The organism is Herpetosiphonaceae bacterium, from assembly GCA_036374795.1.
Taxonomy (GTDB): Bacteria; Chloroflexota; Chloroflexia; order Chloroflexales; family Kallotenuaceae; genus LB3-1.
On sequence record DASUTC010000155.1, the window covers coordinates 21,814 to 44,870 of the forward strand.

Consider the following 23,057-nt stretch of genomic DNA (forward strand, 5'->3'; position numbering starts at 1 on the left):
GAGGGCCTCACCTCGAAACTCTGAACGTTGAACTCAAAACTGGAAACTCGAAACTATGACAGCATCGCTTAACCATCATCCCGCGCCGGTTCACGAGCACGCCGCCGTCTCGCCCGCACAGATCGAGCACGTCCTGTTTGAGATCAAGCGCCTGATCGTCGGCCAGGATCATCTGCTTGAACGTCTGCTGGTAGCGCTGCTGGCGCGTGGTCATGTCCTGCTTGAGGGCGTGCCCGGCCTGGCAAAGACCGCCACGATCAAGGCGCTGGCGCAGGTCGTCGGCGGAACGACCGGACGCATCCAGTTCACGCCCGATCTGGTGCCTGCCGATCTGGTCGGCACGCGGATTTACAACGGCAAGACCGGCGAGTTCACCACCGAGCTGGGGCCGGTCTTTGTTAACCTGCTGCTGGCCGACGAGATCAACCGCGCGCCCGCCAAAGTGCAATCGGCGCTGCTTGAGGTCATGCAGGAGCGCCAGGTGACGATCGGCAAGCAGACGTACGCCGTGCCGAATCCGTTTCTGGTGCTGGCAACCCAAAACCCGATTGAGTCCGACGGCACCTATCCGCTGCCGGAGGCGCAGCTCGATCGCTTTATGTTCAAAGTGCTGGTCAATTATCCATCCTACAACGAAGAGATCGTGGTCGTCGAGCGCATGATCGGCCCGCCGATTCAGCTCCGCACGCTGATCACGCCCGATCGGCTGCTGGCGATGCAGCAGGCCGTCGATCAGGTCTACGTCGATCCGCACGTCATCGCCTACGCGACGGCGCTGGTACAGGCGACCCGCAATCCGGCGGCGCATGGCCTGGATCGCTTCGCCTCCGCCGTGCTCTTTGGCGGCAGCCCCCGCGCATCGATCTATGTGATCGCGGGCGCTCGCGCGCTGGCCTTCGTGCGTGGACGGCAGTACGTCCTGCCGCAGGATGTCGTCGAGCTGCTGCCGGATGTGCTGCGCCATCGCCTGGTTTTGAGCTACGAAGGCATCGTCGGCGGCGTCACGGCGGATGCGATCATCGCGGCGGTGCTGGAGCGCTACCCGCCGCCACGGATCGACCTCGGAGATCGGCATGTGGCCTAAGCTGCGCGGCAGGATCGCGCGTGCGCTGCGCAGCGATCAGCCGCCCGCAGCCGCTCACCCGAAACAGCGACAGCCTGAGACTCCGGTCGGGCTGCTGCGGCGCATGCACTGGACGGTGCTCCGCCCGCTGGCGACGCATCTCGGCGGCGACGAGCGCTCGCTGGTGCGTGGCTCCGGCATGGAGCTGGCCGAGGTGCGGGAGTACCAGCCCGGCGACGATGTGCGCCACATCGACTGGAATACTACGGCGCGCACCGATCGCCCGTTCGTGCGCGAGGCGCTGACCGAGCGGGCGCTGGATGTGTGGCTGATCGTCGACGTCAGCGCGTCGCTCAACTGGGGCACCGCGGAGTGCCTGAAGCGCGAGCGCGCCTTGGAGTTTGCCGCCGTGGCGGGCCAGCTCTTCGCGCAGCGCGGGCACCGGCTTGGCGCGCTCCTGTTCGCCGATCGTCCGCTGAGCTTTATGCCGCCGGGAGCCGGTCAGACGCATCTGCTGCGGCTGCTTGACGGTATCCAGCATGAGACGCGACACACGCGATCGGGCGCGACGGACCTGGCCGGGGCGCTGGCGCGCGTCCACGGCGTGATCCGCCGCCGGTCGCTGCTGATCGTCGTCTCGGACTTTCTCGCGCCGACGGGCTGGCAGACGCCGCTGGCGCTGCTGGCACAGCGCCACGAACTGATCGCGGTGCGGCTCCACGATCCGCGTGAGGCCGAGCTACCGGATATTGGATTAGTGACCTTTGAAGATCCCGAAACTGGCAGCCAGCTTGTCGTCAACACCCACGATCGCGGGCTGCGGGAGCGTTTTCAGCAGGCGGCGCTGGAGCAGGCCGCGCGGATTCGCACCGATCTGGCGCGCTGTGGCGCTGAGTACCTGGCGCTGGGAACCGATACAGCGCTGCTGCCGGTGCTGGTTCGCTTCCTGAGCGCCCGCAGGCTCAGACGCACGCTTCATGCGCCTGCCAGCGTGATTGTCCGGCGACTAGGCACAGCTGAGCCGACGAGCTTGTACTAAGAGGCTTGCATGACATTTCAATGGCCTTATCTACTGTTGAGCCTGGCACTGATCCCGATTCTGATAGGGGTGTATATCCTGGCGCAGCGCCGCCGCCGCGCCTACGCCGTGCGCTTTACCAACCTGGCACTGCTGAGCGAAGTCGTCGGTCGCGGCCCCGGCGTGCGGCGGCACATTCCACCGATGCTCTACCTGCTCGGCCTCGCGGCGCTGCTGGTAAGCATTGCCCGTCCGATGGCGGTGGTGGCGGTGCCGCGCGATCAGACGACGGTGATGCTGGTGATGGACGTATCCGGCTCGATGGCCGCCGACGATCTGAAGCCGGATCGGATGACGGCGGCGAAGGAGGCCGCGCAGGCGTTTGTCGCGGCGCTGCCCGCGAGCGTGCAGGTTGGCGTGGTCAGCTTTAGCACGGGCGCGCGGCTCAACGCGCCGCCTACCGAGGATCGCGAGCAGGTGAAGCGCGCGATCGACCGGCTGAGCTATGGCGGCGGCACCGCGATCGGCGATGGCCTGTATCTCGCGCTCGATCAGCTTGCGCAGCGGCCAGCCGACGATGCGGATAAGCCAGCGCCGGGTCTGGTGGTTCTGCTGTCGGACGGGCAGCCGACGCTAGGCATTCCCGTCGAAGAGGCGACCGAGCGCGCCCGGCAGGAGCAGGTCAAAGTCTATACCGTAGGCATCGGGCAGCGGGGCGAGACGCCAGTCGTGCTGGGCGGTATTCCGGTGCGGCTCGACGAGGCCACGCTGCAAAAGATCGCCGCCGCGACCGACGGCGAGTACTTCTACGCGGCGGAGTCGGGCGAGCTGAAAAAGATCTATCAGCAGCTCGGCTCGCAGATGAGCTGGGTCGAGGAGTACACCGAAGTGACGGCGCTGGTGAGTGGCCTCGGCACGCTGTTTGTCGTCGCCGGGGGATTGCTGAGCCTGCGCTGGTTCCAACAGTTCCCGTAGCCACGCGCGCGGAGTAGCCAGCAAAAAAGCGGGGCGCTGAGCGCCCCGCTGGTTGTATCGTGAGCGTTTGCTAGCGACCGCGCTCCTGCGCCGACATCGCCTGCTGCAAAAGCTGCGGGATGCTCTGCTCGACCCGCTGCGATGTCTGCTCCTCCTGCTGCAAGTTCTGCTGGAGCAGCCGCAAGACCTCGTTCTGGCCCATCAGCCGCGCGCCCTCGATCAGACCCCGGTAGCTGGCGACCTCGTAGTGCTCGACCTTGGAGGCTGAGCCTGCGATCACGCAATCGAGAATCGCCGGATTGCCCGACGCCTCTTTCATCGTCTTCTGGCCCTCTGTGACAAGACCCGCCGCCGCGTCGCACTTGACGCGCTTGGGCTTCTCGCCCAGGGCGCTGTACACCTGCTCCAGGTTCTTGATCTGCTGCTCGGTCTGGCCGATATGCTCCTGCAAGAGCGTCTTGACGGTGGAGTTATTGGCCTGCTTCAACATCTCCTGCTGCGCTTCCAGAAAGCGATGCTCGGCGTCGTAGATGTCTCCCAGCTCATGGATGAACTTCTCGTTCAGGTCTTTGATTGCCATGTCTTCCTCCTCCTCAAACCTTGCCTCAAGTGCATCCGTGGAACGGGTTACGCGCTCCACAAGGAGCCAGGTTCGAGCAAGATGTAGGCCAGGGTTGTGCCGTGTGCGCATCCTCCACCTGCTCCAATGGGGACCGAGGCTGGCTAGCTGCTGGTACGTTTTTTGCGAAAGCTTCACCGCAGTAAACATCTTAGGCAAGGAGGACAACCATGCCAATGGCCGAAAAGACCATGATTGTTCATGCTCCGGTATCCGATGTATATCAGTTCTGGACTCAGTTCGATCGCTTTCCTGAGTTTATGAGCAACATCAAGCAGGTGACAAAGACCGGCGAGCGGCTGTCGCACTGGGTGGCAAGCGGGCCGCTGGGCATGAGCGTCGAGTGGGACGCCGAGACGACGATGCTTGAGCCGAACAAGCGCATCGCGTGGAATAGCCGCGACAACGGCGACATCACCACGTCGGGACAGGTCACGTTCACCGAGCTAGGCAACGATCAGACCGAGATCCACGTGGTGCTGAAATACGATCCGCCCGCAGGCGTGGTCGGCGATGCCGTCGCCAAGCTCTTCAGCAACCCGCAGAGCCAGCTTGAGGAAGACCTTGAGCGCTTCAAGACGATGATCAATCAGCAGCGTACCTATCAGGGCCGCGAGCCTGAGTCGAAGCAGCGCGGCGCTGGCTCGAAGTAGTTCGGAACTGGTTAACAAATGCAGGGACGAGCGCGCAGCTCGTCCCTATGTTTATGCGGTATGCGTATAGATTGAACGTGGCCTGCGCCATTACCGAGGAGGTAGCGATCTGACACCGCTGCTCTCTTCCTCGCGGCCCGGTTCATTCCGACCTCGCTCGCGCTCAACCCTGGCGATAGCCCAGTCCTGACCAAAAGCGAGGCTGCCGAGCGTCCACCAAAGGATCTTCATGTCAAGCCAGAAGGACGCTGTTGTGATATAGGCCACTTCAAGGCGCAGCCGCTCATCGATAGAAAGGGATCTTCCCTCATAGATGCGCCAGAATCCGGTTAGACCTGGCTGTACAAGCGGAAATTCGTTGTGCAGTAAAAGCATTGGCTGATGCGACACAACTTCAGGTTCTATCCCTACGAAGCTGATGTCACCCCGCAGCACATTAATCAACTGTGGCAGTTGATCCAGGCCCGTTCTCCGCAAAAACTTGCCGACGCGGGTGATCCGTGGGTCGTCCCTAAGCTTAAAAGCAGGCAGAGGAGATCCCCAAGATGCCGCATCGGTGAGCCTCATCGCAAGATCCGGCATCATCGTGCGGAATGTGTAGATCTTGAACCGTCGTCCACCCTGGCCGATCCCTTCCCGGCGCATGAGGATCGGCCCACCTGGCGCTTCGATCTTCAAGAGCAGTGCGCAGACCGCGAAGATGATCAGGAACAATGGAAACACGAGTGTAGCAATCAACACGTCGAATATTCGTTTAGCTAGGTAATATTCACGTCTCACAGTTCGCCATTGTGCCATGTACACAGATCGATCTACGCGCTTAATGAAACCAAGCGAGTAATCTCTTTTATACAAAGCAAGATGGACGTATATCATGATAGGAATAACAATCGATAATGCTATGACCACAACCATCTGTTGACTAGCTATAACGAGCGATAGAAGAATCGCGATCACCGTAAAAAGGATAACATTCAGGAGCAGCAGAATCCAGGCATAGAGCGATTCTCGCAGAAGTAAGCTTCTATTACCAGACCAGCGATTATTCTTCATCGCGCTTCGTTGCCTTCCTTAAATAAGGCTATATCCAATTGTATCTGCGAATACGTTGAGAGCGATCCATGAACAATAGCGCTCACGATAAACAACATTGCCAATCCGATTCTTGCATAATCAAAACCTGTTGCAACCAGATAGTATCGTTGTACTTCTTCATCGAGCAGCCACCACATCAGGGAAAACAGCAAATAATCAACGATCAGTCCGCTTCCATAAACTACGATAATAAAAAGGTAGATCGAGAGATAATTGAGCGCGCGGTAATATCGTCCACGGATTTGTTGTCTGAGGAGCTGAGCATCGTCTAGCTGAGGTGTAAGGACAACCTGGTTACGTGGTACATTATCGTCCATATGCGAAATCTTCCAGGCACATAGTGTTGTTGAGCAAGGTGAACGAGCATACGGATAGCTCTACCTAGAGTGTACTACGCAGGTCAAGGGATCGAATGCTGATCGATAACAGTTCTTGATTGGACCTTTTGAGATCGACACCGCTTGACGAGGCCCGGCAAGCAATCAGGGTACGTGCGGCACACAAACAGGAGGATCGCGTGGGCGATCCTCCTGCTCTGTTGTTTTGGATTGAGGCCCTCGCCCCCCGGCCCCTTCCCCGAACCTCGACAGGCTCCTACACCCAGAGGGGAGGTGGGACCGTACATCTTTCCCTTGTTCTTTGTTCTTTGTTCCGTTGTTCTGCGTTACAGCGCTACGCGAACTCGGCCAGCGCCGCCGCGAACGCCTCGCGCGACGGACGAAGCTGCTCCTCCGACATCGCGATCAATGCTGTTTCGGGCAGACGCTCAAGATCGAGCAGCGTCGGACGCGACTCGTTGATGTAGAGCAGGCCGGTGATGAACTCCTGCTTCTCGCGAGCCTCCTCCAGCAGCCGGAGCGCCGCCAGCTTATCGGTCGGATCGTGATAGCGCACCTCGCCGTTGGTCGCCTGGGTGCCCTCTTGCTCGCCCTTGCCACCCTTACGCGCCTCGACCTTGCGCAGCAGGATCGTGGGGCCGTCGTGCAGCTTGACCTCCTGCACCGACCCGGGCTCGTAATCGACCTCGATCTCCTCGTAGGCCTGCACGAAATTGATGTCTTGCAAGATCTCTTCGTGCTCCTTGCCGAAGGTGTAGCTCTTGGTCGACTCGGCGTGGTTGTTGAAGGTGACGCACGGGCTGATAATATCGAGCACCGCCGTGCCGTTGTAGCTCATCGCAGCCTTCAGCAGCTCGCGGACCTGCTTGGCGTCGCCCGCGAAGGAGCGCGCGACAAAGCCGCACTCGGCGATGATCGCCTCAAGGCACAGATCGATCGGCATCAGCTCGTTGGTCCCGGCATACTTGAGCTTCTGGCCCAGGTCGGCGGTCGCCGAGAACTGGCCCTTGGTCAGGCCATAGACGCCGTTATTCTCAATGATATAGACCATCGGCACGTTGCGGCGCAGCATATGCTTGTACTGTCCCAGTCCGATCGAGCCCGTATCGCCGTCGCCCGAGACGCCGATCGCCAGCATGTTACGGTTGGCGAGCATCGCGCCCGTGGCGATCGAGGGCATGCGCCCGTGGACCACGTTGATGCCGTGCGAGCGGCTGAGAAAATACGCGGGCGACTTCGACGAGCAGCCGATGCCGCTCAGCTTGATGATCTGGTGCGGCTTGAGCGACAGCTCGAAGGCCGACTGGATGATCTGGCTGGCGATCGAATCATGGCCGCAGCCCGCGCAGAGCGTCGATGGCAGACCACGGTAATCCGGCTTGGAAAGACCGGCTTTATTGACAGTTGCCTTCGGGGCGGGAGGGCCGCCCGGCTTAGCAGCAGTTGTCATCGTGTTTGCTCCATTTCGTTGATCTGATCGGTGACGAGGCGCGGCGTCAGCGGCAGGCCGTCATTATGCGCCATCGAAACCAGCTTGGTCGCGTACTCAGGCGTGTGCAGTTGCAGCAGCTTGTGCATCTGACCATCGCTGTTCAGCTCGATCACATAGACCCGATCGTACTCGGCGACGAACTGCCTGACCTCCTCGCCGAGCGGCAGCGCGCGCAGGCGCATATAGCTCGTCTCCAGGCCCAGCTGGCTGTGCAGCCGGTCGCGCGCCTCGACGATCGCTGGATCGGTGCTGCCGTAGCCGATGATCCCGACCTTCGCGCCCTCGCGGCGATCGACGACCGGCTTGGGCACGATCGTGCGGGCAGTTTCGTGCTTACGGGCAAGACGCGCCATGTTCTTGATCCAATCGTCGGGACGCTCGGTGTAGCCCGCGTTCTCATTGTGGCCGGAGCCGCGCGTGAAGTACGAGGCCATCGGGTTTTCGTTGCCGGGCAGCGTGCGGTAGGGAATGCCGTCGCCGTCGACATCTTTGTAGCGGCCCCAATTCTCCATCTGCTTCAACTGCTCGGCGTCGAGCACCTTGCCGCGATCCAGCGGCGTCGTAGGATACTCGAACGGCCTGGTCATCCAGTTGTTCATACCCAGGTCGAGATCGCTGAGCACCAGCACCGGCTGCTGCAAGCGCTCCGCCAGATCGAAGGCGGTCTGACCGAACTCGAAGCACTCCTGCACGTTGCCGGGCAGCAGACAGATATTGCGCACATCGCCGTGGCCCAGGTAGTAGGCTTTGAGCACATCGCCCTGCGAGACGCGCGTCGGCAGGCCGGTGCTCGGCCCCATGCGCATCACGTCCCAGATCACGCCGGGCACCTCGGCGAAGTAGCCAAAGCCGACGAACTCGGTCATCAGCGAGATGCCGGGGCCGGAGGTCGAGGTCATCGCGCGCGCGCCCATCCAGCCCGCGCCGAGGACCATACCGATCGCGGCGATCTCATCTTCGGCCTGCACGATCGCATAAGTCGGCTGATCGGTCTTGGGATCTTTCCGCAGCTTGGGCGCGTACTCGTTCAGCGCATCGGCCAGGCTGGTCGCAGGCGTGATCGGATACCACGCGGTGACAGTCATGCCGCCGACCAGCGCGCCGATGCCCGCCGCCGTGTTGCCGTCGATCAGGATCAGGCCCTCGGTCTTGTCCATGCGCTCGACGCGAAACGGATCTTGCTTGGGCAGGTTATCTCTGGCCCAATCGGCGGAGGCGACAACCACGTTGTAGTTGAGTTCGACGGCCTTCTGCTTGCCGCCGAGGTAGTAGCTCAGCGCCTCGCGGATCGCCTCGCGCTCGATGCCGAGCAGCTGGGCCAGCGCGCCGACATAGACCATGTTCGCCACGCGATCGACCAGCTTCTTGTCGACGCCCAGGTCGGCGATCATCTTTTTGACCGGCAGCGGATAATAGGTCACGTCGTCGCGGCTGCGCTCGAACTTGGCGTCCTCAGGATACAGGCAGACGCCGCCGACCGGCAGCGCCGCGAGGTCTTGCGCCGCCGTCTGCTGATTGAAGGCAATTAAGACCTCAGTGGTGTCACGCCGCGCGATGTAGCCATCCTTGCTGACGCGGATGGTGTACCACGTGGGCAGGCCGGAGATATTCGATGGGAAGAGGTTTTTACCGTTGACGGGAATGCCCATCTTGAAGAGCGCGCGGATCAGCGTACTATTGGCCGTCTGGCTACCTGAACCGTTGACGGTTGCCGCCACGATAGAAAAATCGTTGACCGGATCGCGATTGGGATCTAGCCCGACGGCACGTGGTGCTGTATCAACAGCAGCAGTGCTCATACTATGCTCCTTTGCGGTTATATCTCGTATCACATGGTTCATGACGCTGGTCAATCATCAGACGGCCTACTAGCCGCCGCCCGGAATCTCCTGCTGTGGATCGACATCCTGGTCTTGTTTATTCGTCTCTTCGTCGACCAGGTTGTACGGCCCGTCCATCGGCGGAGTCACCGGCGTCTGGTCTACATGCCCCGACCGATCATCCTCAACCGCGCCGAAATGGCTGCTCTGGGTCGGGCCGACTCCATCCGCCGAGCGCGGCGCTCCCTCATGGGTCACATTTTCCTGATGTAATTGTTCACGCACATTGGCGGGCTGTGTTTCAGGTGATGGAGGTGTATTCGAGCGATCTTCTTGCATACCAGAGAACTCCCTACCTATGGCTCGGTGTAATCCACGTAGTATACGCCACCAAAGCCAGATCTTCCAATGACGATCCCGTATGGCTATGATACGGCGCTTGCATGGACCTGCGCCATATCAATCCCACTGCGCGATGATCGTATCGATCGGCAAGCGCTCGCGGCGCTGCGGATCGGTCGCAGCATAGCCGAGCATGATCAATGCCTGCGGTATCAGCGCCGGATCGAGGTCGAGCGCCCGCACCACCACGTCCGGGCAGAACAGCGGCGCGCACATCCAGCCGGTGTCGAGGCCGAGCTGGTAAGCCGTCAGCAGCATGTTTTGGACGGCTGCGCCCAGGCTTTGGATAGCCATCGTCGTCTCGGCCTGCTGGCGCGCGGCGTCGGGATAGTGATCGAGATCCTGCAAGTAGAGGCATGGAACGATCACTACCGGCGCTCCCTCCACGCGCGCCTTCGACTTCCGCAGCCGCACCGCGACGATCTCCGGCGGCTGCCGATCCATTTCAAGGTTGTGCTGCCATTCCCGTGCCATCGCTTCGGCCAGATGGGTCTTGCGCTCCGGCTGCGTCAGCACCACGAAGCGCCACGGCATGCGGCCATGCGGCGAGGGTGCCCAGCGCGCCGCGTCGATCACCTGCATGATCATCTCGCGCTGCACCGGACGCGGCTGATACTGCCGTACCGAGCGCCGTCCGCGAATAATATCGTCGAAGGCCAGCGAGGATCGATCAGGTAGAGCTAGTCTATCATCCACGAGTATTCCAATTCAAAGAACAAGGCGAGAACAAAGAACAAGGAGGAGCACCGAGGATCAAGGAACAAAAGGATGAAACATTCACTTGCGTTGTGCCCTTGATCCCTTGATCCCCGTGATTCACGTTACGTCAAGATCGACGGCCACAGGCAGCGCCTCCCAGGTCCAGCCGCTCCTGGGCTGTCCCGGCTGCCACTCGTTATACTTCGGGCCAACCAGCAGGCGAGCCTGGATCGCCTCGTCGCTCGTCTCGTCTACGATCCGCCCCCGGCCAACAAACATACGCTCGCGAATCCGCACCTGAACCGATGGCTGCTGTCGGATGTTTTTGACCCAATCCGCGCGGTCGCGATAGCCTGCCAGCATATAGAGCGTCGTGCCGCCGAGCGCAAACCACATCTCGATCTCGTGCGGCCTGCCGGAGACACGACCGACGGTGGTCAGGTAGCAAAAATCTTCGTCGGCGTAGGGCTGTAGCTCCGTCGCTGGCTCCACTGCGGTCCTCCTGCTAACACCACGAGCGCTCCTGCATTACGCGCATGCTCGCTTCGTACCTCGTGTCCGCTGCACTGGTGTGTCCATGGACCTACCGCCAGTAGCCGGAGCTACCGGGCTGCCTGCCAGCGCAGATTGGGCACCACCTCGCGCCCGTACGCCGCGATGAACTCCTCCTGGTTGCGCCCGACGTTATGGATATACACCTCGGTAAAGCCGAGATCGATAAAATGCTGGATGTGCGCCACGTGCTCTTGCAGATCGGGCGAGATCAGCACGCGGTTCTTGAAGTTCTCGATGCGCACAAACTTTGCCATCGCCTCGAAGTCTTCGGGATTGCGAATGTCGCCCTTGGGAAAGGGCATGCCGCCGTTGGGCCACTCCTTCACTGCGTTCTGCTCGGCCTGTTCCTGCGTAGCAGCCCATGAGACGTGCAACTGGATGATGCGCGGCATCTCCGCCGGATCTTTCCCGGCCTCGCGCGCGCCCTTCTCGAAGCGCTGCATCAGCATGTTGATCTTCTCGTCCGCCGCGCCCACGGTGATAATCCCGTCGCACAGCCGCCCGGTCCGCTCGCTCATGATCGGCCCTGAGGTTGCGACGTAGATCGGCGGCGGCGCGGCAGGCAGCGTGTAGAGCCGCGCGCTTTCGAGCTTGATGTACTTGCCGCTGTACTTGGTGACTTTGCCGGTCAGGAGCTTCTGGATCACCTCGATCGACTCCATCAGCCGGTCAAGGCGCACGGGCGGCTCCGGCCAGTACTCGCCGATAATATGCTCGTTGAGCGCCTCGCCCGCGCCGAGGCCAAGCCAGAAGCGGCCCGGATACATCGCCTCAAGCGTCGCCGCCGCCTGCGCGATGATCGCGGGATGGTAGCGATAGCCCGGCGGTGTCACGCCCGTGCCGAAGCGCTGCCGCGTGCGCTCGCCAAGCGCGCCCATCCAGGCCCAGACGAACCCGCTCTGGCCCTGCTGCGGCGTCCAGGGATGAAAATGATCCGAAGCCATCACTGCAGCAAAGCCCTGCTCTTCCGCCAGCTCGCAGTAGCGCAGCAGATCGCTGGGCGTGAACTGCTCGAACATCGCCGCGTAACCTAGTGTGCCCATAGCAACTCCAAAGGCGAACAAAGAACGAAGAACTGAACAAAAGCACAACAGAACAAAGCCTTAAACCACGGGCTTGCCTGTTCCCCTGTTCTAGCGCTACCGAAACATATCCCGATCAGGAGCCATCACCAATTGCCGTCCCGATCCGTCTCCGCGCGTGTACGGGTAGCCACGCACCACGGCGACCGGACGCTGATCGACTTTGCCCATCGCCAGCTCGGCAGCGGCAGCCAGCTCATCGGCGACCGCCAGCACGCTTGCGCTCATCAGGTAGCCGTACGGATCGCGCTGCCCACGATAATCGGCCAGCGGCTCAAGGCCCGCCACGCCGATCGCGATATTGACCACGCCGTCGCGCCAGGGCCGTCCGAACGAGTCGGTGATGATGACGGGAACGGCAAAGCCAAGCTGCTCCTCAAGTGTCTGCGCCAGGCCGCGCGCCGAGGCGTCGGGATCGACCGGCAGCAGACAGACCAGATCCGCGCCGGGTACGTTCGAGGCATCGACGCCCGCGTTGGCGCAGATAAAGCCGTGGCGCGTCTCTGCGATCAGAATGCCGCGATCCATACGCACGATCCGCGCGGCCTCGCGCAGCACCACCTCGATCTGGCGCGGATCTTTGTCGTAGCGCGCGGCCCACTGCTGCGCAAAGGGCGACGGCTCGACCGTCTGAAGATCGACCAGCCGCCCCTCGGCTTTGCTCACGATTTTATGGGTGACAACCAGGATGTCGCCGGGCACGAGCTGCACCTCCGAGACGCGCAGCCCGCGCTGGATAGCGACGATCAGATCATCGCCGTGCTGAACCTCGCCAATGCCGTCGATACCGATGATCCGCAATTCTGAAGCCACGTTCTAGCCCTACGTGTGTCTAGTGTTGCGGGCAATCCCGGCGAACTGATCCAGCGGCAGCGCCGCCATCGTGTGAAACACGAGCGTGCCGGCCCGCGAGTTCTTGACGATCTGCTCCATGATCGTGCGATTATCGGGAGCCTCGACGACGTAGAGAAAATCGTAATCGCCCATCAGCGCGTAGTCCGCAACAACGTTAATACCATTCTGCTTGAGATCCTCGATGTTCTTCTGCCGACGCTCCGCAATGCCGTGGATGTCTTGCCGTCCCTTTTCGGTCGGCTTCGCCAGGATGACGTACGTTTCCATAGCGTGCCCTCCTTTATGGGCCTCGACGGATCGCCATCGAATGCGCGACCGCCAGCTCCTCGAACATGCGCAGATCATCGGCAGTATCCAGGTCGAGCGCCATGCTCGGCGCGGCATACTCTCGCACCACAAGACCACGGGAGCGCGCCGCCGCTGTATGCCGCTGTAGGCTGTGCGCCCCGAAAGAAAACGGCAGGCTATCCGGCGGTTGCAGCAGCAGCGCGTTGGTGCCAGCGCCATGCCGATCCGACGCGACGACGACCGTTCCGCGCTCTCCCAGCCGCAGCAGCGCGCCGACATCCGCCGTGTCGATCAGCGGCAGATCGGGCAGCACCACCAGCAGCGACGACCAGGCTCGCCGCTCAAGCAGCGTCTGCCGCGCATACTCCAGACCGGCGTTCAGTCCGTGATCGGGTTGCAGCAGCGGCAGCGCCCCTTCGCCCGCCACCCACTCCAGCAGCGCCGGGTCCGGGCTGACGACGCAAAGCTGCTCGACGCCCGCTGCCGCCATGATCGCCCGCTGCGCGCGGAGGAAGAGACGCTGCACCAGCGCCGCGCGCTCCGCGCTCGACAGCTCACCGCTCAGACGGCGCTTCCCGTCGTGCAGCGACCTAAGCGGAACGATCGCGACCGTCGCCATCGTTCCCCGGCACAATGTCCAGATCGACCCATTTGCTCTGCATCGCCTGCCGCATCAGCTCCAACCTATGCTTCATCAACTCGTGCGTGCCCATCGGCCCGCCGTCCCTTGCCAGGCGGCAACATGCGTGCCGCGCAATCTTTCACCGGCTCCATATGCAGAATCAAAGTGCCCGTTAAGGATTCCTGCGATTCTGCACGAGAACGGGGAATCGTTGGGCGACACCCACACCCCGGCCTCTGGGCCTCCAGGGAGTAACCGCCTGAGATCGCTTAAGAAGTAAAATCTACTTAATTATTGTAGCATCCTCTGCCGAAAGCTGAGCGGCAAAGCCCAAGACCTGCTCCGCCAGGCTACGCCGATCGCGCTCGTCGTGCATCACGGTATGTGTCACCAGCACGCGCATACCAAGCGCGGCGATCGGCGCGTGCAGCGCGGCATCCGCCGTATCGATCACCAATCCATCGATCAACCCCTGATACATGCGCGCCACGCCCAGCGCCGACACCTCGTAGCCCAGATCGGCCAGCATGCGGTCGGCGGGGCCGCGCAACGCCTTGCCGCCGACGATCGGACTGACGGCAACCTTGGGAGCACGCGCCGCGCCGAGCGCCTCACGCATCCCGGCGACCGCCAGAATCGGGCCGATGCTGACGATCGGATTCGACGGGCAGAAGACGATCGCCCGCGCCTGCCGCAGCGCGTCGGCGACTGACGCGCTGATCGTCGCCTCCTCGATCCCGGCGAAGACCACGCCCTTAACGGTGTCCGCGTGGTGGCGACGCACGAAATAATCCTGAAACGGCAGCACGCCGTCGGGCGTCGCCACCTGCGTCGCCACGAGCTGATCGCACATCGGCAGCAGCGCCGCGCGAATACCGAGCGCCGTCGCCAGCGTATGCGTCACCTCGGTCAGCGTTTGCCCGGCCCGAAGACGCTCCGTGCGCGCGATATGCGTTGCGAAATCACGATCGCCGAGGCGAAACCACATATCGTAGCCATACCGTCCGAGCATCTCTAGCGTCTGCCAGGTATCGCCGACCACGCCCCAGCCGGTTTCGGGATTGGCGATGCCCGCCAGCGTGTACATCACCGTATCGGCGTCGGGGCTGATCCGCAGGCCGAATAGCTCAAAATCATCCGCCGTATTCACGACGATCGTCAGCTCATCTGGCGGTAGCGCCTGGTAGAGGCCGTGAGCGAGCTTTGCGCCGCCGACGCCGCCCGCAAGTGCAACAATCATTCGTCGCACCCGTAGGTGACAACACGATCGATCGTCATCCGAAGCGTGACCCGCTGCTGGCTCTGGAACTTTGTCACCCAGGCATCCGCAACCTCCTGGGGGAAATAGCGTGTCGCCAGGATCGCCGCGTCGGCCTGGGCAACTGCCTGATCGTCGATCATGATTGCCGTCCCGGTGATCGTCAGATAGCGATAGCCATCTTCGATACACACCGAGATGCGCGAGTCGCGCTCTACATTCTTGAATTTAACGCGACCTTCGGCGGTATTCATCATGATCTCATCGCCTTGCACGTCATACCAGACTACCGACTGATGCGGCGTACCGTCAAGATTGATCGTGGCGAGCACGGCAAAACGGGGGGCTTCCAAAAACGAACGAATCTGTTCCGACAGCATAAGTAGATTGTACTCCTTCGTCTCGACAGGAACGTAGCTTCGGCTGGAACACTCATAGTAACACAAACGGCACGCGCCGTGGGAGGATTGATCTATCAGCGACCGTATATTGGTTACGTCGATAGCGTTCCTTTCGTCCACAGACTATGGTACGATATACGCCACAAGAAGCAATCAGCCTGTACTACAATCTTTGGAGCACTCTCTCTACCTTCCATCCTAAGCTCATCGTGGAACACCCTCGCCCGTCTATCGATACGAGAGCCGAATCAGTGATGAGGCTGCTGCTGCTATCTTCCTAGCAGCGCGGACCGAGCAAGCCTATGGTATATGTGCGCTTGAATCAGATCCAACGACTAGCACTTGGCATTACGCTGATCTATGTGGTGTTTGCCAGTATCTGGATCATTCTGACCGATCCGCTGATTGAGCGGCTCGCGCTCGATCCACGCACTGCGTCTATCTTACACATACTCCAGGGCGGGATCTTCGTTTTCGTCACCAGCGTGTTGCTCTTCGTCCTGACCTACCGCGAGATGCTGGGGCTTCAGCGGGTCCAGCAGCGCTATCACGCGCTGTTCGAGGGCTCGCAGGATGCGTTGTTCGTGCTCGATGCGCAGGGCCGCAACCTGGATGCGAACGGCGCGGCGCTCAAGCTCACCGGCTACACGCTCGACGAGCTACGGCATCTGAACGCCATCGATCTGGTGCCTGCGCGTGAGCGCGAGCGCTTTGCCGCCTGCCTGCGCGCGTTCGATGCGAGCACAGACAGCCAGTATGTCGCCGCGCACCGGCTGCAGACCAGAGCGGGCACGATCGTGCCGATCGAAGTTTCGGTCAGCCCGATCCAGTTCGCCAGACAACAGGCGCTGCTGTGCATTGCCCGCGATACCAGACGGCGGCACGAGGCAGAGGCGGCGGTGCGGAAAAGCGAGGAGCGCTTTCGGCTGCTGATCGACGCAGCGCCCGTAGCCATGACCCTGAGCCGCGACAACACGACGATCTACACCAACGAGGCCTATCGCAGCCTCTTTGGCTACGCCGATCGGTCTTTCGTGTACGGCACATCGTTTCTCAATCGGGTCGCGCCGTGCGAGCGCGAGCGCATCGCGCGGCTCATCGATCAGCGACAAGCGGGCAGCGGCCTGCTCCCATCCTACGAAACGCTTGCGCAGCGCAGCGATGGCTCCACGTTTCCCATCCACGTCGATGTCACGCGCATCGAGCTACCCGACGGCCCCGCTGAGCTGGCGTTCGTCACCGATATTACCGAGCGCAAGCGCGCCGAAGAGGTGATCATCAAGTCGCGGGATTTCCACCTCTCGCTCTTCGAGGAGTTTCCGGCGCTGATCTGGCGGGCCGATCCGAGCGGCGAGTGCAATTACTTCAATAAGACCTGGCTCGCGTTCAGAGGGCGGACGCTCGAACAAGAGCTGGCGGGGTGGCGTAGCGCGATCCCAGCCGAGGATCTGGCGCGCTGCCGTGAGATCTTTGTCAGGGCCTTCCGCGAGCGCAGCCCGTTCGAGACAGAGTACCGGCTTCAGCGCCACGATGGCGAGTATCGCTGGATTCTGGACTACGGCAGGCCCTTCTGCGATCTCGACGGCACGTTTGCGGGCTACATCGGCGCGTGCTACGACATCACCGATCGCAAACAGGCGGCGGAGGCGCTGCGCGAGGCCGAGGAGCGGCTGCGCACCATCGTCGCCAGCGCGCCGATCACGCTCTTCGCGATCGATCGTAACGGCGTGTTCACCTTCGTCGAGGGCAAGGGCCGGAACATTCTCGCCCCACCAGGCAGCGATCTCGTCGGTCAGTCGGTCGGTGATGTGTACGCCGACTATCCCGAAGTGTACGAGCGCGTGCGGCGCGCGCTCGGCGGCGAGTCCTTCACCGCGACGAGTCAGATCGGCAGATATACCTTTGAAACCCACTGGACGCCGATGCATGGCGCGGGGGGCCAGGTTGCAGGCGTGATCGGCGTGGCGGTCGATGTCACCGAGCGGCAGCAGGCCCAGGTGGCGCTGCAAGAGTCCGAGGCGAACCTGCGGGCGATCTTTGACAATGCTTACCAAACTGTCATGTTGCTGGACCGCGATCTGCGCGTTAAATCGTATAATCGTTTTGCTCAGATGGCCGTGACGGCGATCTACGGCAAGCAGATCGAGATCGGTCGCCCGATGCTGGAGTATATCCCGCCGGAGGATACCGACCTCTTTATCGATCTTTTCAACAAAACGCTGGCGGGCACAACCCAGATGATCGAGCGTCCGACGAGCGGCAGCAACGGCACGGAATGGTGGGAGCTCTACTATAATCCGCTCCGAACGGCGAGCGGTGAGATCTCCGGCGTGGCCTTTACCGCGCGTAATATTACCGAGCGCAAGCGCGCCGAAGAAGAACTCCGCCGCACCGAAGAGCAGCTTCGTACCGTGATCGCCAGCGCGCCGATCATTTTACTGGCATTCGATCGGCAGGGCATGGTCACGGTTTCGGAGGGCAAGGCGCTTGAAACGCTGGGGCTGACATCCGGCGAGCTTGTCGGTCGCTCGATCTTCGAGGTCTACCACGACCATCCGCATATGGTCGCGCACGCGCACCGTGCGCTGGCTGGCGAGGCGTACACGGCTGTGGTACAAATCGAGGGGCTGACCTTTGAGATGCGCCTGGCGCCCGTTCGGGACGAAGATGGCGCTGTCTCCGGCGTGATCATCGTCGCGACCGACATCACCGATCGGCAGCAGGCCGAGATGCTGCTGCGCGAAACCGAGGCGCGCGAGCAGGCGATTCTGAACGGCACGAGCGACTACGTGTATCTGAAAGACCGCGAAGGCCGCTTTTTGCTGGTCAATCCGGCGACAGCGCGCCTGATCGGACGTCCAGCCGATGAGCTGATCGGCCAGTACTCGCTGGATGTGTTCATACCCGAAGCCGCAGACGAATTGTATCGCACGGATCAGGTGGTGCTGAGCACGGGACAGATGTATCAAACCGAGATCAACTGGACCAAAGATGGGCAGACCAGGACCCTGCTGCTCCAGAAATCGCCACATCGCGATGCGAAAGGCCAGATCCAGGGGATCATCGGCATTGGACGCGATATTACCGATCGGAAGCGGATGGAGCGAGCGCTGCAAGATGCCCGCGACGTGTATCTTACGCTGGTCGAGGAAGCGCCGATGCTGGTCTGGCGCACCGACCGCCACGGCGCTTGCGATTTCGTCAATAAGCAGTGGCTTGAGTTTACCGGCGCGACGCCCGATCAGGTGCGTGGCAATGGCTGGCTCGGATTTGTTTCCACCCGCGACCGCGAGGTGGTTGGAGAGGCATATACCGCCGCATGGCAGGAGCGTGACATCTTCGAGGCGGAGTTTCGCGCCCGTCGCTATGATGGCGTCGAGCGCTGGATGGTGACGCGCGGCACGCCATTCTTCGACGATCATGGCGCGTTCGCGGGGTATATCGGAACCTGCACCGACATTAACGAGCGCAAGCGGCAGGAGCAGATCAAGGACGATTTCCTGGCGCTCGCCTCGCATGAGCTGAGAACGCCGCTCTCCACGCTGATCGGCTACATTCACCTCGTAAAGCGCTGGTCGACGAAGCAGCAGATCGATGCGCGGATCGAGCGGGCGCTGGCGGCCATGAGCAGCGAGAGCGAGCAGCTTGAACGGCTGATCAACGATCTGCTCGACGTCAGCCGCATTCAGACCGGTCGGCTGCACATACGCTGCTACCCGCTGGATATGAGCGCGGTAGTGCGGCGCATCATCGACGGCCTCCAGATGGTCTATCCTGAGCACATCTTTACGCTGGATCTGCCCGGCGACGCGCCGATCATCGTCACAGCCGATATGCAACGGATCGAGCAAGTGATCACTAATCTGTGTACCAATGCGGCCAAGTACTCGCCGACGGGTACGCAGATCGAGATTCGCCTTCAGGCGACCGATCAGGCCGTCGAGCTTCGTGTGGGCGACCAGGGCCTTGGGATTCCCGCAGCCGACCTACCGTATATTTTCGATCGCTTTTATCAGGTGCAGCGGCCCGTCCGTGAGTCGCGGCCTGGGCTAGGACTGGGCTTATTCATTACGCACGAGATCGTGCGTCAGCACAACGGTACCATTACCGTCGAGTCCGTTGAAAATCACGGTAGCACGTTTACAGTTCGGCTCCCAATCGAGCATAAACCATCCGAGGAGTTCAGCGCAGATGCAGACCCTACCGTTCACCCCTCAGCCTGAGGTAGCCAACGATGGTTGGCGGGCCGATTGCCTTTCGACCACCCCTCAGTATAACTATCATCAGTCTCCAGGCGAGCCGTCCCCGATCGACCACGATCATCTCGGCGGGGCGAGCCCGTCGCGTCCGATCTTGATCGTTGAAGATGATCGCGGGCTCAGCACGATGTTGACGCTGGCATTGGAAGACGCGCGCTACACGGTGGAGGTGTCGGAAAATGGCGCGGAAGCCCTGGTGCGGCTCAAAACACTGCGTCCACGGCTGATCCTGCTCGATCTGCGCATGCCGATCATGGATGGCCCGACGTTTCTGCGCCAGCTTTTCAGCGAGCGGCACCCGGTCGCGCCGCTGCCGCCGATCATCATTATGACGGCCTACGGCGACATCGATCCCGAAGTCAGCAGGCTTGGCCTGCCGTCGATCATCAAGCCGATGAAGATCGACGCGCTGCTCCAGATGATCGAGCAGTACGCGGAAGCGGAGTAGGACCGGCAAGCAAGGAATAAGAGAGCAAGCGAACAAGGGAGTCAAGCCCTTGTTCGTTTGTTCTTTTGTACAGTTCTCGGTTTTCCCTTTGTGCTGTGTCGCTTTGTGCTTTCGTCTACGACACGCTCGACGATTGCGCCGCTGGTGTTGGGCGCGCGCGCATAGGCTCGATCGAGCAGCATCAGGCCGACGGCTACCGCGCAGCCGACGCCGCCGAAGACCAGCCAGGGCAGTGCCGGTGCCTCCCAGGCGCGCGCCGTGTCGTAGAGCCAGCCGCCCATGTAGTTGCCCAGACCACCGCCGAACGCCAGCGCCAGCGCGTTGAAGCCAAAGTACGAGCCCAGCACAGCCCGATCGGCCATGTCCGCCGTCACGGTCTGCTGCGTCGGCTGTACCAGCATCGCGCCGAGCGAGAAGAGCGCCACGCAGCCGAGCAGCATCCCCAGGCTCCAGGCTGCCGCCACCAGGCCCAGGCCCAGCGCCATCAACCCGGTGCCCACCACAACGATCGGCAGCGGGCGAAGCTGACGCTCTGCCAGCCGCAGCAGCGGATATTGCAGCACAACGGTCAGGCCCGCGTTGAGCGCATAGACCAGGGCAACGCCGTTGATCGGCAGTGAGCCGAAGGGCGTGGCGATCTGCGGCGCGTCCCAGCGCTGCGCCGCGAGCGGCAGCGAGATCGAGAGCTGTACCCACATGAACCAGAATCCAGCCAGCAGCCCGGTAAACACGACGAACGGGCGGTCGTGAGCGGCGCGACTGATGCCGTGGAGCATCGGCTGCTCCGGCGCCACCAGCAGCGGCGGCAGCCAGATCGTCGTCACCAGCGCCGCCAGGGCAAAACAAAATCCTGAGGCGAAGCAGACCAGACTGAAATCGAAGCGCAGCAGCAGCGAGCCGACGAGCGGGCCGATCGTCATGCCCAGCCCGCCGCCGATGCCGTTCAAGCTATAGAAGCGCGCGCGCTCCTCCGGCTCCGTCAGCACGGCAATCGCCGCGCGACCGGGCGCGTCGAAGAGCGCGCCGCCGAACGCTGCCAGGATACACAGCGCCAGCAGGCTGATAAAGGAACTGGCCCAGGCCAGCCCGGCAAAGGCGACGGAGCGGATCGCCAGGCCCCAGCAGAGCAGGCCCTTCGGCCCCCAGCGATCGGCCAGCGCGCCGCCAACTAAGGTCAGACTTTGCTGGGTCAGTTGGCGCGCCGCCAGCACCGTGCCCACGGCAGCCGCCGCAAAGCCAAGATCGTTGACGTAGTGGACCGAGATCAGCGGCACCAGCATGAAAAAGCCGCCGAACATTAAAAAGTTGCCTGCCAGCAGGACGATCAGGCCACGTCGCCGGGCTGGTCGAGACAGCCGCCAGTTCGGATCTTTGTATAATTGCATAGCCTGAGTGTACCGATCTCCGCAGCATCTCACAACCGACCAATGTCCAGATTGCGCGGCGGCGATCCGTCATGCAGCCGGGCGATCATGTCCGGTCTTCGCGGCGATCGAGCAGACGACGGATCGAGACGTGGCTTGTGTGATACAGTACAGCCATGACCCGACGCGCCGATCGGCGGCGCTTAACGGTAGATCAAGGAGCATGCGCACAATGACCAATGTGTATAACTTCAATGCAGGTCCGGCGATCTTGCCGCGCCCGGTGCTTGAGCACGCGCAGCAAGAGCTGCTCGACTATCAGGGGCGCGGCATGTCGATCCTGGAGATGAGCCACCGCGCCCAGGAGTACGAGGCGATCAACTCCGAGGCCGAGACGCGCTTCAAGGGGCTGCTTGGCCTCGACGACGACTATCGCGTCCTGTTTCTGCAAGGCGGCGCGAGCCTGCAATTCGCGATGGTGCCGCTCAACTTCCTGCCACCGGGCGCGGTTGCCGATTACCTGCTCACCGGCACCTGGGCCGAAAAAGCCAGCGAGGAGGCCGCCAAGATCGGCAAGGTGCATGTCGCTGCCAGCACCCGCGAGCAGCGCTACGCGCGCGTGCCGCGACCGGAGGAGCTTCAGCTCAGCGCCGATCCGGCCTACGTGCATATCACCTCCAACAATACGATCTACGGCACCCAGTGGCACGCCTGGCCCGATGTCGGCGATCGTCCGCTGGTTGCCGACATGAGCAGCGACATCCTCTCGCGACCGCTGGACGCCCGCAGGTTTGCGCTGATCTACGCGGGCGCGCAGAAAAACCTCGGCCCGGCGGGCGTGACCGTGGTGCTGATCCGCGAGCGCTGGCTGGAAACCGCCGCCAAAACCGCGCCGACAATGCTGCGCTACGCGACGCACGCCAAGAATAACTCGCTGTACAACACGCCGCCGGTCTTCGCCGTGTACATGCTGAACCTCGTCCTGGGCTGGATCGAGGCCAGCGGCGGGCTGACGGCGATGGAGCAGCGCAACCGGCAGAAGGCGCAGGTGCTCTACGACACGATCGACCGGAGCGGCGGCTTTTATCGGGGGCATGCAACGCCCGATAGCCGCTCGCTGATGAACGTCACCTTCCGGCTGCCGAGCGAAGCGCTGGAGGCCCGGTTCGTCGCGGAGGCGCAGGCCGCGCACATGGTTGGCCTGGCCGGTCATCGCTCGGTCGGCGGTATTCGCGCCTCGATCTACAACGCGATGGACCAGACGGGCTGCGAGGTGCTGGCTGAGTTCATGGCCGATTTTGCCCGGCGCAACGGCTAGTATCCCGCAGTAGGCGTTCCGGCTGGTCCGTACACGCTCCACATGGCGCGCGGACCAGCCGCCAATCACAGCGCCCGACGTTGATCCTCCGCGCAGGCGCGCCTCGCTCCCCGCCAGTTGCTCCAGACGGCTGTGGTATCATAGGCTACAGTTTGCGGGCTGTGCTGTGACGAAGCAGCCTGCTATTTATGATGCTGTAGACTCGCAGCAGGCACAATTCCTGCTAAAGGAGAAGCGACTCGCGCTCCACTGGCAATGTCGCCACTTTGAGCTATACAGCAGCCTCGCGCAGAATCGCGGCGCGTGTTTGGGAAACGCCGATTCTGCGTCAGCAGGGGAATGTTCGGAGAACACGCACCCCGGCCAGTCCGCAGGGCAGCAGCTTGCCGAGGACGGGCCTATCAGGCTGTGAAGCTATGGAGCGACGATTAGA

Annotated in this window: 22 protein-coding genes; 7 read left to right on the forward strand and 15 right to left on the reverse strand. The window is 62.0% G+C overall.

The window, feature by feature from the left end; genetic code table 11:
* The first annotated feature begins 55 nt into the window (after positions 1-55).
* The 3 genes from VFZ66_10635 to VFZ66_10645 are packed head-to-tail and all read left to right on the forward strand — an operon-like array spanning position 56 to position 3,056.
* Positions 56-1,084, forward strand: coding sequence for an AAA family ATPase (locus VFZ66_10635; GenBank protein ID HEX6289638.1), 1,029 nt, complete (start codon positions 56-58; stop codon positions 1,082-1,084).
* Entirely contained in the window at positions 1,074-2,102 is a 1,029-nt protein-coding gene (locus tag VFZ66_10640) for a DUF58 domain-containing protein (protein ID HEX6289639.1), read from the forward strand. Before VFZ66_10635 ends, VFZ66_10640 begins: the two co-directional genes overlap by 11 nt.
* Positions 2,103-2,111: 9 nt before the next feature.
* Complete coding sequence (locus VFZ66_10645; protein HEX6289640.1) at positions 2,112-3,056, forward strand: VWA domain-containing protein; 945 nt, start codon at positions 2,112-2,114, stop codon at positions 3,054-3,056.
* Positions 3,057-3,126: 70 nt separating this feature from the next.
* On the opposite strand, the gene VFZ66_10650 is transcribed toward VFZ66_10645, so the two are convergent.
* A complete protein-coding gene (locus VFZ66_10650) occupies positions 3,127-3,636 on the reverse strand; it encodes a DUF892 family protein (protein HEX6289641.1) in 510 nt (169 codons plus the stop codon).
* A gap of 209 nt (positions 3,637-3,845) precedes the next feature.
* Here VFZ66_10650 and VFZ66_10655 point away from each other — a divergent pair, with 209 nt between their 5' ends.
* The gene (locus VFZ66_10655; protein HEX6289642.1) at positions 3,846-4,328 is read left to right on the forward strand and encodes an SRPBCC family protein; all 483 of its coding nucleotides are present in this window, start codon (positions 3,846-3,848) and stop codon (positions 4,326-4,328) included.
* A gap of 90 nt (positions 4,329-4,418) precedes the next feature.
* Here VFZ66_10655 and VFZ66_10660 read toward each other — a convergent pair whose 3' ends face one another.
* From VFZ66_10660 to VFZ66_10720, 13 genes are all read right to left on the reverse strand, one after another.
* Positions 4,419-5,381, reverse strand: a complete 963-nt coding sequence (locus VFZ66_10660; protein ID HEX6289643.1) for a sugar transferase — start codon at positions 5,379-5,381, stop codon at positions 4,419-4,421.
* Positions 5,378-5,740, reverse strand: a complete 363-nt coding sequence (locus VFZ66_10665) for a hypothetical protein (GenBank protein ID HEX6289644.1) — start codon at positions 5,738-5,740, stop codon at positions 5,378-5,380. Before VFZ66_10665 ends, VFZ66_10660 begins: the two co-directional genes overlap by 4 nt.
* Positions 5,741-6,095: 355 nt before the next feature.
* Positions 6,096-7,211, reverse strand: a complete 1,116-nt coding sequence (locus VFZ66_10670) for a 2-oxoacid:ferredoxin oxidoreductase subunit beta (protein ID HEX6289645.1) — start codon at positions 7,209-7,211, stop codon at positions 6,096-6,098.
* On the reverse strand, positions 7,208-9,052 hold the full coding sequence (locus VFZ66_10675) for a 2-oxoacid:acceptor oxidoreductase subunit alpha (protein HEX6289646.1): 1,845 nt from the start codon (positions 9,050-9,052) through the stop codon (positions 7,208-7,210). The genes VFZ66_10670 and VFZ66_10675 overlap by 4 nt, the downstream gene beginning before the upstream one ends.
* A gap of 69 nt (positions 9,053-9,121) precedes the next feature.
* Positions 9,122-9,412 carry a hypothetical protein gene (locus VFZ66_10680; GenBank protein ID HEX6289647.1) on the reverse strand — a complete coding sequence of 97 codons (291 nt, stop codon included), beginning with the start codon at positions 9,410-9,412 and terminating at the stop codon, positions 9,122-9,124.
* A 120-nt stretch (positions 9,413-9,532) separates the two neighbouring features.
* Entirely contained in the window at positions 9,533-10,171 is a 639-nt protein-coding gene (locus VFZ66_10685; GenBank protein ID HEX6289648.1) for a nitroreductase family protein, read from the reverse strand.
* A 120-nt stretch (positions 10,172-10,291) separates the two neighbouring features.
* Entirely contained in the window at positions 10,292-10,666 is a 375-nt protein-coding gene (locus tag VFZ66_10690; protein HEX6289649.1) for a nitroreductase/quinone reductase family protein, read from the reverse strand.
* A 110-nt stretch (positions 10,667-10,776) separates the two neighbouring features.
* The gene (locus VFZ66_10695) at positions 10,777-11,772 is read right to left on the reverse strand and encodes a TIGR03557 family F420-dependent LLM class oxidoreductase (protein ID HEX6289650.1); all 996 of its coding nucleotides are present in this window, start codon (positions 11,770-11,772) and stop codon (positions 10,777-10,779) included.
* Between the two features lie 96 nt (positions 11,773-11,868).
* Positions 11,869-12,624 (reverse strand): coenzyme F420-0:L-glutamate ligase, encoded by a 756-nt coding sequence (gene cofE, locus VFZ66_10700; GenBank protein HEX6289651.1) that lies wholly within the window; start codon positions 12,622-12,624, stop codon positions 11,869-11,871.
* Between the two features lie 9 nt (positions 12,625-12,633).
* On the reverse strand, positions 12,634-12,933 hold the full coding sequence (locus VFZ66_10705; protein ID HEX6289652.1) for a GYD domain-containing protein: 300 nt from the start codon (positions 12,931-12,933) through the stop codon (positions 12,634-12,636).
* Positions 12,934-12,946: 13 nt separating this feature from the next.
* The gene (gene cofC, locus VFZ66_10710) at positions 12,947-13,573 is read right to left on the reverse strand and encodes a 2-phospho-L-lactate guanylyltransferase (protein ID HEX6289653.1); all 627 of its coding nucleotides are present in this window, start codon (positions 13,571-13,573) and stop codon (positions 12,947-12,949) included.
* 286 nt (positions 13,574-13,859) lie between these two features.
* Entirely contained in the window at positions 13,860-14,816 is a 957-nt protein-coding gene (gene cofD / locus VFZ66_10715; GenBank protein ID HEX6289654.1) for a 2-phospho-L-lactate transferase, read from the reverse strand.
* The gene (locus VFZ66_10720; GenBank protein HEX6289655.1) at positions 14,813-15,214 is read right to left on the reverse strand and encodes a PPOX class F420-dependent oxidoreductase; all 402 of its coding nucleotides are present in this window, start codon (positions 15,212-15,214) and stop codon (positions 14,813-14,815) included. The genes cofD and VFZ66_10720 overlap by 4 nt, the downstream gene beginning before the upstream one ends.
* Before the next feature lie 323 nt (positions 15,215-15,537).
* Here VFZ66_10720 and VFZ66_10725 point away from each other — a divergent pair, with 323 nt between their 5' ends.
* Both VFZ66_10725 and VFZ66_10730 read left to right on the forward strand, forming a co-directional pair.
* Positions 15,538-19,458 (forward strand): PAS domain S-box protein, encoded by a 3,921-nt coding sequence (locus VFZ66_10725; GenBank protein HEX6289656.1) that lies wholly within the window; start codon positions 15,538-15,540, stop codon positions 19,456-19,458.
* Positions 19,427-19,942 (forward strand): response regulator, encoded by a 516-nt coding sequence (locus tag VFZ66_10730; protein ID HEX6289657.1) that lies wholly within the window; start codon positions 19,427-19,429, stop codon positions 19,940-19,942. Before VFZ66_10725 ends, VFZ66_10730 begins: the two co-directional genes overlap by 32 nt.
* Before the next feature lie 41 nt (positions 19,943-19,983).
* On the opposite strand, the gene VFZ66_10735 is transcribed toward VFZ66_10730, so the two are convergent.
* Positions 19,984-21,327, reverse strand: a complete 1,344-nt coding sequence (locus tag VFZ66_10735; GenBank protein ID HEX6289658.1) for an MFS transporter — start codon at positions 21,325-21,327, stop codon at positions 19,984-19,986.
* A 202-nt stretch (positions 21,328-21,529) separates the two neighbouring features.
* Between VFZ66_10735 and serC the strand changes: the two genes are divergently transcribed.
* Positions 21,530-22,624, forward strand: a complete 1,095-nt coding sequence (gene serC / locus VFZ66_10740; GenBank protein HEX6289659.1) for a 3-phosphoserine/phosphohydroxythreonine transaminase — start codon at positions 21,530-21,532, stop codon at positions 22,622-22,624.
* Positions 22,625-23,057 lie beyond the last annotated feature (433 nt).